Genomic DNA, 13,756 nt, shown 5'->3' with positions numbered 1-13,756 from the left:
CCGGCCCCCGGTCGGACGCGCAGAAACAGCCGATCCCCCGGCCCCCTCATACGCTCGACGCATGTCAGAGGTGTATGGGCTCCGCCGCGGCTGGCTCAAGGACCGCTGCGCCGCCACGGGCAGCGCCGCGGCCCTGGTCTCCCGCCCCGCCAACGTCCGCTATCTCGCGGGCGGCGCCCCGCCCGGCGCCGTCCTGCTGCTCGGCCCGGCCGAGGACGTCCTGCTCTGCCCCCGTACGCCCACCGGTGACCTCGTCGAGGGGCGGCTGGACGAGCAGCTGCGGATCACCGTGCTGCCCACGCCCTCGGGCGACCCCGCGGTCGCCGCCGCCGACCTCGCCCAGGCCAGCGGCGCCGACTCGCTGAGCGTCGAGGAGCACGACCTCACGGTCGCCCGGCACCGGGCGATCGGCTCGGTCGCGCCCCGGCTGCTCCTCGGCGACCTCGGGGGAGCGGTCGAGCAGAAGCGGCTGGTCAAGGACGAGGAGGAGATCGCGTGTCTGCGCATCGCGGCCGAGATCGCCGACCAGGCGCTCGGTGAGCTCCTGGAGTCGATCCTCGTCGGCCGCACCGAGCGCCACCTCGCCCTGGAGCTGGAGCGCCGTCTGGTCGACCACGGCGCCGACGGCCCCGCCTTCCCCACCTCCGTCGGCACCGGCCCCAACTCCGGCCGCGGCGGCCACCGGCCCTCCGACCGACGGGTGGAGGAAGGAGATTTCCTCTCCGTCTGCCTCGGCGCCACCTACCGCGGCTACCGCTGCGAGATCGGCCGTACGTTCGTCATCGGGACGACTCCCGCCGACTGGCAGATCGAGCTGTACGACGTCGTCTTCGCCGCTCAGCGGGCCGGCCGGGAGGCCCTGGCGCCGGGCGCCGAGTACCGTGCGGTGGACCGCGCGGCGCGTCAGGTGCTGGACGCGGCGGGCCACGCGGAGGGCCTGGGAGCGTGCACCGGACACGGCGTCGGCCTCGAAATCAGCGAGGACCCGCAGCTCGCACCTGGAGCCATGGGTAAACTGGACGCTTGCGTGCCGGTCACCGTCGAACCGGGGGTCCACCTCCCGGGCCGGGGTGGTGTCCGAATCGATGACACGCTCGTCGTCCGCCCCGAGGCGGATGGCGGGCCAGAGCTACTCACCATTACGACCAAGGAACTGCTCGCGCTCTAGCTCCGCTGTGCCGCGCATCCTCGGTCCCACCAGCTTCAGTCCAGGAGATTCCGCAACCGTGGCTTCCACGAACGACCTCAAGAACGGCATGGTGCTCAAGCTCGACGGGGGCCAGCTCTGGTCCGTCGTCGAGTTCCAGCACGTCAAGCCCGGCAAGGGCCCGGCCTTCGTGCGCACCAAGCTCAAGAACGTGCTCTCCGGCAAGGTCGTCGACAAGACCTTCAACGCCGGCGTGAAGGTCGAGACCGCCACCATCGACCGCCGCGACATGCAGTTCTCGTACATGGACGGCGAGTACTTCGTCTTCATGGACATGGACACGTACGACCAGCTGATGGTCGACCGCAAGAACGTCGGCGACGCCGCCAACTTCCTGATCGAGGGCTTCACCGCCTCCGTGGCGCAGCACGAGGGCGAGGTGCTCTACGTGGAGCTGCCGGCCGCCGTCGAGCTCGTCATCCAGGAGACCGAGCCGGGTGTCCAGGGCGACCGCTCCACCGGTGGCACCAAGCCCGCCATCCTGGAGACCGGTTACCAGATCCAGGTCCCGCTCTTCATCACCACCGGTGAGAAGGTCAAGGTCGACACCCGCACCAGCGACTACCTCGGCCGGGTGAACAGCTAACCGTGGCTGCCCGGAACAAGGCGCGCAAGCGCGCCTTCCAGATCCTCTTCGAGGCCGACCAGCGCGGCGAGTCCGTGCAGACGGTCCTCGCGGACTGGGTGCGCCACTCGCGGTCCGACGACCGTCAGCCGCCGGTCAACGAGTACACGATGCAGCTCGTCGAGGGGTACGCGCAGCATGTGGCGCGGATCGACGACCTGATCTCCACGTACGCCGTCGACTGGACGCTCGACCGCATGCCGGTCGTCGACCGGAACATCCTGCGGCTCGGGACGTACGAGCTCGTCTGGGAGGACGAGACGCCGGACGCCGTCGTCATCGACGAGGCGGTGCAGCTGGCGAAGGAGTTCTCCACGGACGACTCCCCGGCCTTCGTGAACGGGCTGCTGGCCCGTTTCAAGGAACTCAAGCCGAGCCTCCGCCGGGACGCCTAGCCTCCGACGGACGCCTCAGGCGCCGGACACACGAAGGGGCCCGCTGTACGCACGTACAGCGGGCCCCTTCGTGTGTCCGGGCCCAGGGAGACCCGAGAGACGCACCCGGCCGCGTGGGGCGCGCAGAACGCCGCCGGGCCGGCCAGGAAACCCCGAAGGGTCCCGGCCGGCCCGGCGGCGGCACGTTTCTGCTGAAGCGGCGGAGGCGTCAGTTGTCCTCGTGGGCGACCGCGCGGCGCGCGTCCGCGTCCAGGACGCCCCAGCTGATCAGCTGCTCGGTGAGGACCGAGGGCGACTGGTCGTAGATGACGGCGAGGGTGCGCAGGTCGTCCTGGCGGATCGACAGCACCTTGCCGTTGTAGTCGCCGCGCTGCGACTGGATCGTCGCCGCGTACCTCTGCAGGGGGCCCGCCTTCTCCGGCGGGACGTGCGCGAGGCGCTCGAGGTCGAGCACGAGCTTCGGCGGCGGCTCGGCGGCCCCGCCGGGCGTGGTGCCGGGCAGCAGCTCCTGCACCGGGACCCCGTAGAAGTCCGCCAGCTCGGCAAGGCGCTGTACGGTCACGGCGCGGTCGCCGCGCTCGTACGACCCGACCACGACGGCCTTCCAGCGGCCCTGGGACTTCTCCTCCACACCATGGAGCGACAGACCCTGCTGGGTGCGGATGGCGCGGAGCTTGGCCCCGAGCTGTTTTGCGTATTCGCTGGACATATAGCTCCCCGGACGCTGTGACAACGTGCGGCTCCGCCGCGTGGCTGGTAACTCACTGTGAGGTTACGCAGCGTTACTTGCCCGCGTCAAGCCGAATGGTCCATACCCCCACCCCAGACGGGTGACGACCCCGTGTGAAGACGGGCAAAGGCCCTGGTACCTTGGACGGAGTAATTCCGACGTCCTTTAAGGTCCGTCCCGTGAGGCGGAGAAGGAGGTCCGTTTCGTATGGACACGCAACAGCCCGATGCGGCCCGCCCGGTTCTCGAGGGCCCCGACATCGCGCGGGTACTGACCCGCATCGCCCACGAGATCGTCGAACGCGCCAAGGGCGCCGACGACGTGGTGCTGCTCGGCATTCCCACCCGTGGCGTCTTCCTCGCCCGCAGGCTGGCCGACAAGCTCGAAGAGATCACCGCGGGCAAGGTCCCGGTCGGCTCCCTCGACATCACCATGTACCGCGACGACCTGCGCATGCACCCGCCGCGCGCGCTGGCCCGCACCGAGATCCCCGGTGACGGCCTGGACGGCAAGCTGGTCGTCCTCGTCGACGACGTGCTCTTCTCCGGCCGCACCATCCGCGCCGCGCTCGACGCGCTGAACGACCTCGGCCGCCCGCGCGCCGTGCAGCTCGCGGTCCTCGTCGACCGGGGCCACCGCGAACTCCCGATCCGCGCCGACTACGTCGGCAAGAACCTCCCGACGTCGCTGCGGGAGACGGTCAAGGTCCTGCTCGCCGAGGAGGACGGCCGCGACGCCGTGCTGCTCGGTGCCAAGCGGACCGCCCAGGACGGCGAGCAGTAAGCCACCCTCCGCACGGAGCACGGGTCGCACCGGCCCGTGCGGCACTTCTGCGCGCCCGTACGCCCGAACCTCCACCCTCCTGGAGAAGAAACCAGATGAAGCGTCACCTCATCTCGGCCGCCGACCTCACCCGCGACGACGCCGTGCTCATCCTCGACACCGCCGAAGAGATGGCCCGGGTCGCCGACCGGCCGATCAAGAAGCTGCCCACCCTGCGCGGCCGTACCGTCGTCAACCTCTTCTTCGAGGACTCGACCCGCACCCGGATCTCCTTCGAGGCCGCCGAGAAGCGCCTGTCGGCCGACGTCATCAACTTCACCGCCAAGGGATCGAGCGTCTCCAAGGGCGAGTCCCTGAAGGACACCGCCCAGACCCTCGAAGCCATGGGCGTGGACGCCGTGGTCATCCGGCACGGCGCCTCCGGCGCCCCCTACCGGCTCGCCACCTCCGACTGGATCGACGCGGCCGTCATCAACGCCGGCGACGGCACCCACCAGCACCCCACCCAGGCCCTGCTGGACGCCTTCACCATGCGCCGCCGCCTGGTCGGCCGGGACGCCGGGCTCGGCCAGGACCTGGCGGGCAAGCGCATCACCATCGTCGGCGACGTGCTGCACAGCCGGGTCGCCCGCTCCAACGTGGACCTGCTGCACACCCTGGGCGCCGAGGTCACCCTGGTGGCCCCGCCCACCCTGCTGCCGGTCGGCGTCGACCACTGGACCTGCGACGTCTCGTACGACCTCGACAGCGTGCTGCCGAAGTCCGACGCGGTGATGATGCTGCGTGTGCAGCGCGAGCGGATGAACGCCGCCTTCTTCCCGACCGAGCGCGAGTACTCGCGCCGCTACGGCCTGGACGGCGAGCGGATGGCGAGGATGCCCGAGCACGGCATCGTGATGCACCCCGGCCCGATGGTCCGGGGCATGGAGATCACCGCCGAGGTCGCCGACTCCGACCGCTGCACCGTCATCGAGCAGGTCGCCAACGGCGTCCACACCCGGATGGCGGTCCTCTATCTGCTTCTGGGCGGCAACGAGCCCGCCGTCAGCCACGCCCGCCCCGTCGATTCGGAGACCAAGTAATCATGAGCAAGATCCTCATCCGTGGTGCGAAGGTGCTGGGCGGCGAGGTCCAGGACGTCCTGATCGACGGCGAGACGGTCGCGGCCGTCGGCACCGGGCTCTTTGACGAAGGCGCCCAGGTGATCGAGGCCGACGGGCAGATCCTGCTCCCCGGCCTGGTCGACCTGCACACCCATCTGCGCGAGCCGGGCCGCGAGGACTCCGAGACCGTCCTGACCGGCACCCGGGCCGCCGCGCGCGGCGGCTACACCTCGGTGTTCGCCATGGCCAACACCTTCCCGGTCGCCGACACCGCGGGCGTCGTCGAGCAGGTCTGGCGCCTGGGCCGCGAGCACGGCTACTGCGACGTGCAGCCCATCGGCGCCGTCACCGTGGGCCTTGAAGGCAAGCAGCTCGCCGAGCTCGGCGCCATGCACGACTCGGCCGCGGGTGTCACCGTCTTCTCCGACGACGGCAAGTGCGTCGACGACGCGGTGATCATGCGCCGCGCCCTGGAGTACGTGAAGGCCTTCGGCGGCGTCGTCGCCCAGCACGCCCAGGAGCCCCGCCTCACCGAGGGCGCCCAGATGAACGAGGGCGTCGTCTCGGCCGAGCTCGGCCTCGGCGGCTGGCCGGCCGTCGCGGAGGAGTCGATCATCGCGCGCGACGTGCTGCTCGCCGAGCACGTCGGCTCCCGGGTCCACATCTGCCACCTCTCCACGGCCGGCTCGGTCGAGATCGTCCGCTGGGCCAAGTCCCGCGGCATCGACGTCACCGCCGAGGTCACCCCGCACCACCTGCTCCTCACCGACGAGCTGGTCCGCTCGTACAACCCGGTCTACAAGGTGAACCCGCCGCTGCGCACCGAGGCCGACGTGATGGCGCTGCGCGAGGCGCTCGCGGACGGCACGATCGACATCGTCGCCACCGACCACGCCCCGCACCCGCACGAGGACAAGGACTGCGAGTGGGCCGCGGCCGCCATGGGCATGGTGGGCCTGGAGACCGCGCTCTCCGTCGTCCAGCACACGATGGTCGACTCCGGCCTGATGAACTGGGCCGATGTCGCCGACCGCATGTCCGTCAAGCCCGCCAGGATCGGCGGCGCCGAGGACCACGGCCGCCCCGTCTCGGCAGGCGAGCCCGCCAACCTGACGCTGGTGGATCCGGCATACCGTGGTCCCGTGAACCCCGCGGGCTTCGCCTCCCGCAGCCGCAACACCCCGTACGAGGGCCGTGAGCTGCCGGGTCGCGTCACCCACACCTTCCTGCGGGGCAGGGCGACGGTCGTGGACGGGAAGCTGGCATGACACCTGCACTCTTCAATCTCGGCGGGGCGGCGCTGGCCGCCGAGCAGAAGTCGGCCGAGGTGACGCACTGGGGGGCCCGGATCGCCTGGGTCGTCGGCGTGCTGATCTTCATCGGCTTCGTGTACTGGCTGATGCGCCAGGGCTGGAAGTGGCGCGGCACCCTCCAGTCGGACCTGCCGGAGCTGCCCGCCGTGCCCAAGGCGACCGGCCCGGCGACACTGAGCATGAGCGGCCGCTACCACGGCTCCACCACGGCCGGGCAGTGGCTCGACCGGATCGTCGCGCACGGTCTGGGCGTGCGCAGCAAGGCCGAGCTCACCCTGACGGCCGAGGGAGTGAACGTCGTACGCCCCGGGGCGAACGACTTCTTCATCCCGGCCGCCGCGCTGCGCGAGGCCCGGACCGAGAAGGCCATCGCCGGAAAGGTCCTCCCGGAGGGCGGCCTGCTGGTCGTCACCTGGGCCCACGGCGACAAGCTGATCGACTCCGGCTTCCGCTCCGACCGGGCGTCCGAGCACGCCGCCTGGATCGAAGCCATCAACTCCATGAACCACCCCACCACCACGACGGAAGGCGCCGCACGATGACGACCTCCACCAGAGGAGCCCAGGCTCCCGCAGTACTCGTCCTGGAGGACGGCCGTACGTTCCACGGCCGCGCCTACGGGGCCGTGGGGGTGACCTTCGGCGAGGCCGTGTTCTCCACCGGCATGACCGGTTACCAGGAGACCCTCACCGACCCGTCGTACCACCGCCAGGTCGTCGTGATGACCGCGCCGCACGTCGGCAACACCGGCGTCAACGACGAGGACCCCGAGTCGCAGCGGATCTGGGTCGCCGGCTACGTCGTGCGCGACCCCGCGCGCGTGCCCTCCAACTGGCGCTCGCGGCGCTCGCTCGACGAGGAGCTGCGCAAGCAGGGCGTCGTCGGCATCTCCGGCATCGACACCCGCGCGCTCACCCGCCATCTGCGCGAGCGCGGCGCGATGCGCGTCGGCATCTTCTCCGGCAACGCGCTGCCCGACGCGGGCACCATGCTCGCCGAGGTCCGCCAGGCCCCCGAGATGTCGGGCGCCGACCTCTCCGCCGAGGTCGCCACCAAGGAGACGTACGTCGTCCCGGCGATCGGCGAGAAGAAGTTCACCGTGGCCGCCGTCGACCTCGGCATCAAGGGCATGACCCCGCACCGGATGGCCGAGCGCGGCATCGAGGTGCACGTGCTGCCCGCCACGGCCACCGCCGAGGACGTGTACGCGGTCAACCCGGACGGCGTGTTCTTCTCCAACGGCCCCGGCGACCCGTCCACCGCCGACGGCCCGGTCTCCGTGATGAGGGCCGTCCTGGAGCGGAAGACCCCGCTGTTCGGCATCTGCTTCGGCAACCAGATCCTGGGCCGCGCGCTCGGCTTCGGCACGTACAAGCTGAAGTACGGCCACCGCGGCATCAACCAGCCGGTGCAGGACCGCACGACCGGCAAGGTCGAGGTCACCGCTCACAACCACGGATTCGCCGTCGACGCCCCGCTCGACAAGGTCTCCGACACCCCCTTCGGCCGCGCCGAGGTCTCCCACGTCTGCCTCAACGACAACGTGGTGGAGGGCCTCCAGCTGCTCGACCAGCCGGCCTTCAGCGTCCAGTACCACCCCGAGGCGGCAGCGGGCCCGCACGACGCCGCCTACCTGTTCGACCGCTTCGTAGAGCTCATGGAGGGCCAGCGTGCCTAAGCGCACCGATATCCAGTCCGTCCTGGTCATCGGCTCCGGCCCGATCGTCATCGGCCAGGCCGCGGAGTTCGACTACTCCGGCACCCAGGCCTGCCGCATCCTGCGCGCCGAGGGCCTGCGGGTCATCCTGGTGAACTCCAACCCGGCCACGATCATGACCGACCCGGAGATCGCCGACGCCACCTACGTCGAGCCGATCACCCCGGAGTTCGTCGAGAAGATCATCGCCAAGGAGCGCCCGGACGCGCTGCTGCCGACGCTGGGCGGCCAGACCGCGCTGAACACCGCGATCTCCATGCACGAGCAGGGCGTGCTGGAGAAGTACGGTGTCGAGCTCATCGGCGCCAACGTCGAGGCGATCAACAAGGGCGAGGACCGCGACCTGTTCAAGGGCGTCGTCGAGGCCGTGAAGGCGAAGATCGGTTACGGCGAGTCCGCCCGCTCGGTCATCTGCCACTCCATGGACGACGTGATCGCGGGCGTCGACACCCTCGGCGGCTACCCCGTCGTCGTGCGCCCCTCCTTCACCATGGGCGGCGCCGGTTCCGGCTTCGCGCACGACGAGGAGGAGCTGCGCCGCATCGCCGGACAGGGCCTCACGCTCTCGCCGACCACCGAGGTGCTCCTGGAGGAGTCCATCCTCGGCTGGAAGGAGTACGAGCTGGAGCTGATGCGCGACAAGAACGACAACGTCGTGGTCGTCTGCTCCATCGAGAACTTCGACCCGATGGGCGTGCACACCGGTGACTCGATCACGGTGGCCCCGTCGATGACGCTGACCGACCGCGAGTACCAGCGGCTGCGCGACATCGGCATCGCGATCATCCGCGAGGTCGGCGTGGACACCGGCGGCTGCAACATCCAGTTCGCGGTGAACCCGGACGACGGCCGGATCATCGTCATCGAGATGAACCCGCGTGTCTCGCGCTCCTCCGCGCTGGCGTCGAAGGCCACCGGCTTCCCGATCGCGAAGATCGCGGCGAAGCTGGCCGTCGGCTACACGCTGGACGAGATCCCCAACGACATCACCGAGAAGACCCCCGCGTCCTTCGAGCCGACCCTCGACTACGTGGTGGTCAAGGCCCCGCGGTTCGCCTTCGAGAAGTTCCCCTCGGCCGACTCGACGCTGACGACCACCATGAAGTCGGTGGGCGAGGCCATGGCGATCGGCCGCAACTTCACCGAGGCGCTGCAGAAGGCCCTGCGCTCGCTGGAGAAGAAGGGCTCGCAGTTCACCTTCACCGGCGAGCCGGGTGACAAGGCCGAGCTGCTGCGCGAGTCGGTGCGCCCGACCGACGGCCGGATCAACACGGTCATGCAGGCCATCCGGGCCGGCGCCACGCCCGAGGAGGTCTTCGACGCCACGAAGATCGACCCGTGGTTCGTGGACCAGCTCTTCCTGATCAAGGAGATCGCGGACGAGCTCGCGGCCGCCGACAAGCTGGAGCCGGCGCTGCTGGCCGAGGCCAAGCGGCACGGCTTCTCGGACGCCCAGATCGCCGAGATCCGGGGCCTGCGCGAGGACGTGGTGCGCGAGGTGCGCCACGCGCTCGGCGTGCGCCCGGTCTACAAGACGGTCGACACCTGCGCCGCCGAGTTCGCCGCCAAGACCCCGTACTTCTACTCCTCGTACGACGAGGAGTCCGAGGTCGCGCCGCGCGAGAAGCCCGCGGTGATCATCCTGGGCTCGGGCCCCAACCGCATCGGCCAGGGCATCGAGTTCGACTACTCGTGCGTGCACGCCTCCTTCGCGCTGAGCGAGGCGGGCTACGAGACGGTGATGGTCAACTGCAACCCGGAGACCGTCTCCACCGACTACGACACCTCCGACCGCCTCTACTTCGAGCCGCTCACCCTCGAGGACGTGCTGGAGATCGTCCACGCCGAGACGCTGGCCGGTCCGGTGGCGGGCGTGGTGGTCCAGCTCGGCGGCCAGACCCCGCTGGGTCTGTCGCAGGCGCTCAAGGACAACGGCGTCCCGGTCGTCGGCACCCCGCCGGAGGCCATCCACGCCGCCGAGGACCGCGGCGCCTTCGGCCAGGTCCTCGCCGAGGCCGGACTGCCCGCCCCCAAGCACGGCACCGCCACCACCTTCGCGGGTGCGAAGGCGATCGCGGACGAGATCGGCTACCCGGTCCTGGTGCGCCCCTCGTACGTGCTCGGCGGCCGCGGCATGGAGATCGTCTACGACGAGACCCGCCTGGAGTCGTACATCGCGGAGTCCACCGAGATCTCCCCGACCCGTCCGGTCCTGGTCGACCGCTTCCTGGACGACGCCATCGAGATCGACGTGGACGCGCTCTACGACGGCACCGAGCTCTACCTCGGCGGCGTCATGGAGCACATCGAGGAGGCCGGCATCCACTCCGGCGACTCGGCCTGCGCGCTGCCCCCGATCACCCTCGGCGGCTACGACATCAAGCGGCTGCGCGCCTCCACCGAGGCCATCGCCAAGGGCGTCGGCGTACGCGGCCTGATCAACATCCAGTTCGCGATGGCCGGGGACATCCTCTACGTCCTGGAGGCCAACCCGCGCGCCTCCCGCACGGTCCCCTTCACCTCGAAGGCGACCGCGGTGCCGCTCGCCAAGGCCGCCGCCCGCATCTCGCTCGGCGCCACCATCGCCCAGCTGCGCGTCGAGGGCCTGCTGCCGAGGAACGGCGACGGCGGCACGCTGCCGCTGGACGCGCCGATCTCCGTCAAGGAGGCCGTGATGCCCTGGAGCCGCTTCCGCGACATCCACGGCCGCGGCGTCGACACCGTCCTCGGCCCGGAGATGCGCTCCACCGGCGAGGTCATGGGCATCGACTCGGTCTTCGGCACCGCCTACGCCAAGTCGCAGGCGGGCGCCTACGGCCCGCTGCCCACCAAGGGCCGCGCCTTCATCTCGGTCGCCAACCGCGACAAGCGCTCGATGATCTTCCCGGCCCGCGAGCTCGTCGCCCACGGCTTCGAACTGCTCGCCACCTCCGGCACCGCCGAGGTCCTCAAGCGCAACGGCATCAACGCCACCGTCGTGCGCAAGCAGTCCGAGGGCGAGGGCCCGGCCGGCGAGAAGACGATCGTCCAGCTCATCCACGACGGCCAGGTCGACCTCATCGTCAACACGCCGTACGGCACCGGCGGCCGCCTCGACGGCTACGAGATCCGTACCGCGGCGGTGGCGCGCAGCGTCCCCTGCCTGACCACGGTCCAGGCCCTCGCGGCCGCCGTACAGGGCATCGACGCCCTCAACCACGGTGACGTGGGCGTCCGTTCGCTCCAGGAACACGCGGAACACCTGACCGCGGCCCGCGACTAGCAACCGCCCGAGGGGGACACCGGAATCCGGTGTCCCCCTCCGCATGAGGACACCGACATGTACAAGCTGTTCTTCAACCTCGTCTTCAAGCGGATGGACCCGGAGCAGGCCCACCACCTGGCCTTCCGCTGGATCCGCCTCGCCGCCCGGATCCCCGTCCTGCGCACGTTCTTCGCGGCCGCGCTCGCGCCCCGGTACAAGGAACTGCGCACCGAGGCCTTCGGCCTGCGGATGCACGGCCCGTTCGGCCTCGCCGCGGGCTTCGACAAGAACGCCGTGGCCATCGACGGCATGTCGATGCTCGGCTTCGACCACATCGAGATCGGCACGGTCACCGGCGAGGCCCAGCCCGGCAACCCCAAGAAGCGGCTGTTCCGGCTGGTCCAGGACCGCGCGCTGATCAACCGCATGGGCTTCAACAACGAGGGCTCGGCGGCCGTCGCCGAGCGGCTGGCGGCCCGCAAGGCTGTCTTCCGTACGACCGTCGGCGTCAACATCGGCAAGACCAAGGTCGTCCCCGAGGCGGACGCCGCCGCCGACTACGTGAAGTCGACCGAGCGGCTCGCCGCGCACGCCGACTACCTCGTGGTCAACGTGTCCTCGCCGAACACGCCCGGACTGCGCAACCTCCAGGCGACCGAGTCGCTGCGGCCGCTGCTCACCGCGGTGCGCGAGGCCGCCGACCGCACGGTCACCGACCGGCGGGTGCCGCTGCTCGTCAAGATCGCCCCGGACCTCGCGGACGAGGACGTCGACGCCGTCGCCGACCTCGCCGTCGAACTCGGCCTGGACGGCATCATCGCCACCAACACCACCATCGCGCGCGAGGGCCTCGGCCTGAAGTCGGACCCCGCGCTGGTCAAGGAGACCGGCGGCCTCTCCGGCGCTCCCCTCAAGGACCGCTCCCTGGAGGTCCTGAGCCGCCTCTACGCGCGCGTGGGCGACTCCCTCACCCTGGTGGGCGTCGGCGGCATCGAGACCGCCGAGGACGCCTGGCAGCGGATCCTGGCCGGGGCCACCCTGGTCCAGGGCTACAGCGCCTTCATCTACGAGGGCCCGTGCTACGCCCGCGCGATCCACAAGGGCCTCGCGGCCCGGCTCGCCGCCTCCCCGTACGCCACCCTCGCCGAGGCCGTCGGCGCCGAGACCCGAAAGGCCGTGAAGTGACTCTTCCCTTCGGCGCGCGGCTGCGCCACGCCATGGACGAGCGCGGTCCGCTCTGCGTCGGCATCGACCCGCACGCCTCACTGCTCGCCGACTGGGGCCTGAGCGACGACGTGGCGGGCGTGGAGCGGTTCTCCCGTACGGTCGTGGAGGCGCTGGCCGAGCGCGTGGCCGTCTTCAAGCCGCAGGCGGCCTTCTTCGAGCGCTTCGGCTCGCGCGGCATCGCGGTCCTGGAGCGGACCGTCGCGGACGCCCGCGCGGCCGGCACGCTGGTCCTGATGGACGCCAAGCGCGGCGACATCGGCTCCACCATGGCCGCGTACGCCGAGACCTTCCTGCACAAGGACGCGCCGCTGTTCTCCGACGCGCTCACCGTCTCGCCCTACCTCGGCTACGGCTCCCTCAGGCCCGCCGTGGAGCTGGCCCGCGAGAGCGGCGCCGGGCTCTTCGTGCTCGCCCTGACCTCCAACCCGGAGGGCGCGGAGGTCCAGCGCGCGGTGCGCGAGGACGGGCGGACGATCGGCGCGACCATGCTGGCGCACCTGGCGGCCGAGAACGCCGACGCGACCCCGATGGGCTCGTTCGGCGCCGTGGTGGGGGCGACGCTCGGCGATCTGTCGGCCTTCGACCTCGACATCAACGGGCCGCTGCTCGCTCCGGGCATCGGGGCGCAGGGCGCGACGGCCGCGGACCTTCCCGCGGTGTTCGGCGCGGCCGTCCGCAACGTGGTCCCGAACGTCAGCCGGGGTGTTCTGCGTCACGGTCCCGACCTCGCCGGACTGCGGGATTCGGCCGCCCGTTTCGCGGACGAGATCCGTACGGCGGTGGCCTCGGCGTAGTGGTCCGCGGGCTCTTCGCGAGATTCCGCGCCACCAAGTTGACGCATTCCATACCCAAAACCGGGGTGTTATGTCGCGAATGTCCTGGTCGGCCAAGGCTGACCAGGACTTTTCGTCTGTTCTCGCTGACTGGAGCGGTCTAGGCCGCTAGTCTCCGACGAGAGCAGAGACGAGCGAACGGGCATTGTGCGTCGCTCGTTGCTCGCCTGGTGTGGGGCGACTAGGTTCCTCACCGGTCCGTATCCGACAGTTCGACATCCGAGGTGACGTAGGCGTGGCTCTTCCGCCCCTTACCCCTGAACAGCGCGCAGCCGCGCTCGAAAAGGCCGCCGCGGCTCGCCGGGAGCGGGCCGAGGTCAAGAATCGACTCAAGCACTCCGGCGCCTCCCTCCACGAGGTCATCAAGCAGGGCCAGGAGAACGACGTCATCGGCAAGATGAAGGTCTCCGCCCTCCTTGAGTCCCTGCCCGGCGTGGGCAAGGTCCGGGCCAAGCAGATCATGGAGCGGCTGGGGATCTCCGAGAGCCGCCGAGTGCGGGGTCTCGGCTCCAACCAGATCGCATCCCTTGAGCGTGAGTTCGGCGGCTCCGGGGCCTGACGTCCCGGGCACCCCCGGGA

At 70.6% G+C, this 13,756-nt stretch carries 13 protein-coding genes; 12 read left to right on the top strand and 1 reads right to left on the bottom strand.

What is annotated here, in order from left to right; genetic code table 11:
- Positions 1-61 precede the first annotated feature (61 nt).
- Genes BX283_RS10610 through nusB form a run of 3 tightly spaced genes read left to right on the top strand, consistent with a single transcriptional unit; the run spans position 62 to position 2,227 of the window.
- Positions 62-1,168 carry an aminopeptidase P family protein gene (locus tag BX283_RS10610; RefSeq protein ID WP_101387376.1) on the top strand — a complete coding sequence of 369 codons (1,107 nt, stop codon included), beginning with the start codon at positions 62-64 and terminating at the stop codon, positions 1,166-1,168.
- Between the two features lie 58 nt (positions 1,169-1,226).
- The gene (gene efp / locus BX283_RS10605; protein WP_101387375.1) at positions 1,227-1,793 is read left to right on the top strand and encodes an elongation factor P; all 567 of its coding nucleotides are present in this window, start codon (positions 1,227-1,229) and stop codon (positions 1,791-1,793) included.
- Positions 1,794-1,795: 2 nt separating this feature from the next.
- Positions 1,796-2,227 (top strand): transcription antitermination factor NusB, encoded by a 432-nt coding sequence (gene nusB / locus BX283_RS10600; RefSeq protein WP_101387374.1) that lies wholly within the window; start codon positions 1,796-1,798, stop codon positions 2,225-2,227.
- Between the two features lie 208 nt (positions 2,228-2,435).
- Here nusB and bldD read toward each other — a convergent pair whose 3' ends face one another.
- Positions 2,436-2,936: a transcriptional regulator BldD gene (gene bldD / locus BX283_RS10595; protein ID WP_067155757.1), complete on the bottom strand. Its 501-nt coding sequence runs from the start codon at positions 2,934-2,936 to the stop codon at positions 2,436-2,438.
- 228 nt (positions 2,937-3,164) lie between these two features.
- Between bldD and pyrR the strand changes: the two genes are divergently transcribed.
- The 9 genes from pyrR to BX283_RS10550 all read left to right on the top strand — a co-directional run bounded on the left by pyrR (position 3,165) and on the right by BX283_RS10550 (position 13,736).
- Complete coding sequence (pyrR, locus tag BX283_RS10590) at positions 3,165-3,740, top strand: bifunctional pyr operon transcriptional regulator/uracil phosphoribosyltransferase PyrR (RefSeq protein WP_101387373.1); 576 nt, start codon at positions 3,165-3,167, stop codon at positions 3,738-3,740.
- Positions 3,741-3,835: 95 nt separating this feature from the next.
- Positions 3,836-4,822 carry an aspartate carbamoyltransferase catalytic subunit gene (locus BX283_RS10585; RefSeq protein ID WP_101387372.1) on the top strand — a complete coding sequence of 329 codons (987 nt, stop codon included), beginning with the start codon at positions 3,836-3,838 and terminating at the stop codon, positions 4,820-4,822.
- 2 nt (positions 4,823-4,824) lie between these two features.
- Complete coding sequence (locus BX283_RS10580; RefSeq protein ID WP_101387371.1) at positions 4,825-6,111, top strand: dihydroorotase; 1,287 nt, start codon at positions 4,825-4,827, stop codon at positions 6,109-6,111.
- The gene (locus BX283_RS10575; protein ID WP_101387370.1) at positions 6,108-6,698 is read left to right on the top strand and encodes a hypothetical protein; all 591 of its coding nucleotides are present in this window, start codon (positions 6,108-6,110) and stop codon (positions 6,696-6,698) included. The genes BX283_RS10580 and BX283_RS10575 overlap by 4 nt, the downstream gene beginning before the upstream one ends.
- The gene (gene carA, locus BX283_RS10570; RefSeq protein WP_101387369.1) at positions 6,695-7,834 is read left to right on the top strand and encodes a glutamine-hydrolyzing carbamoyl-phosphate synthase small subunit; all 1,140 of its coding nucleotides are present in this window, start codon (positions 6,695-6,697) and stop codon (positions 7,832-7,834) included. Before BX283_RS10575 ends, carA begins: the two co-directional genes overlap by 4 nt.
- The gene (gene carB, locus BX283_RS10565) at positions 7,827-11,135 is read left to right on the top strand and encodes a carbamoyl-phosphate synthase large subunit (RefSeq protein WP_101387368.1); all 3,309 of its coding nucleotides are present in this window, start codon (positions 7,827-7,829) and stop codon (positions 11,133-11,135) included. Before carA ends, carB begins: the two co-directional genes overlap by 8 nt.
- 57 nt (positions 11,136-11,192) lie before the next feature.
- Positions 11,193-12,302, top strand: a complete 1,110-nt coding sequence (locus BX283_RS10560) for a quinone-dependent dihydroorotate dehydrogenase (protein WP_101387367.1) — start codon at positions 11,193-11,195, stop codon at positions 12,300-12,302.
- Positions 12,299-13,138 carry an orotidine-5'-phosphate decarboxylase gene (pyrF, locus tag BX283_RS10555; protein ID WP_101387366.1) on the top strand — a complete coding sequence of 280 codons (840 nt, stop codon included), beginning with the start codon at positions 12,299-12,301 and terminating at the stop codon, positions 13,136-13,138. The genes BX283_RS10560 and pyrF overlap by 4 nt, the downstream gene beginning before the upstream one ends.
- A gap of 274 nt (positions 13,139-13,412) precedes the next feature.
- Positions 13,413-13,736: an integration host factor gene (locus BX283_RS10550; RefSeq protein ID WP_016638838.1), complete on the top strand. Its 324-nt coding sequence runs from the start codon at positions 13,413-13,415 to the stop codon at positions 13,734-13,736.
- Positions 13,737-13,756 lie beyond the last annotated feature (20 nt).

Origin of the sequence: Streptomyces sp. TLI_146 (assembly GCF_002846415.1) — a bacterium.
Lineage (GTDB): Bacteria > Actinomycetota > Actinomycetes > Streptomycetales > Streptomycetaceae > Streptomyces.
This window is presented reverse-complemented; position numbering and strand designations above follow the sequence as displayed.

Excerpts from the sequence above, each read along its gene's own strand:
- BX283_RS10575 (WP_101387370.1), top strand. The coding sequence starts at position 6,108 with ATGACACCTGCACTCTTCAATCTCGGCGGGGCGGCGCTGGCCGCCGAG.
- bldD (WP_067155757.1), bottom strand. The coding sequence starts at position 2,936 with ATGTCCAGCGAATACGCAAAACAGCTCGGGGCCAAGCTCCGCGCCATC.
- BX283_RS10610 (WP_101387376.1), top strand. The coding sequence starts at position 62 with ATGTCAGAGGTGTATGGGCTCCGCCGCGGCTGGCTCAAGGACCGCTGC.
- BX283_RS10585 (WP_101387372.1), top strand. The coding sequence starts at position 3,836 with ATGAAGCGTCACCTCATCTCGGCCGCCGACCTCACCCGCGACGACGCC.
- BX283_RS10560 (WP_101387367.1), top strand. The coding sequence starts at position 11,193 with ATGTACAAGCTGTTCTTCAACCTCGTCTTCAAGCGGATGGACCCGGAG.
- BX283_RS10580 (WP_101387371.1), top strand. The coding sequence starts at position 4,825 with ATGAGCAAGATCCTCATCCGTGGTGCGAAGGTGCTGGGCGGCGAGGTC.
- pyrR (WP_101387373.1), top strand. The coding sequence starts at position 3,165 with ATGGACACGCAACAGCCCGATGCGGCCCGCCCGGTTCTCGAGGGCCCC.
- carA (WP_101387369.1), top strand. The coding sequence starts at position 6,695 with ATGACGACCTCCACCAGAGGAGCCCAGGCTCCCGCAGTACTCGTCCTG.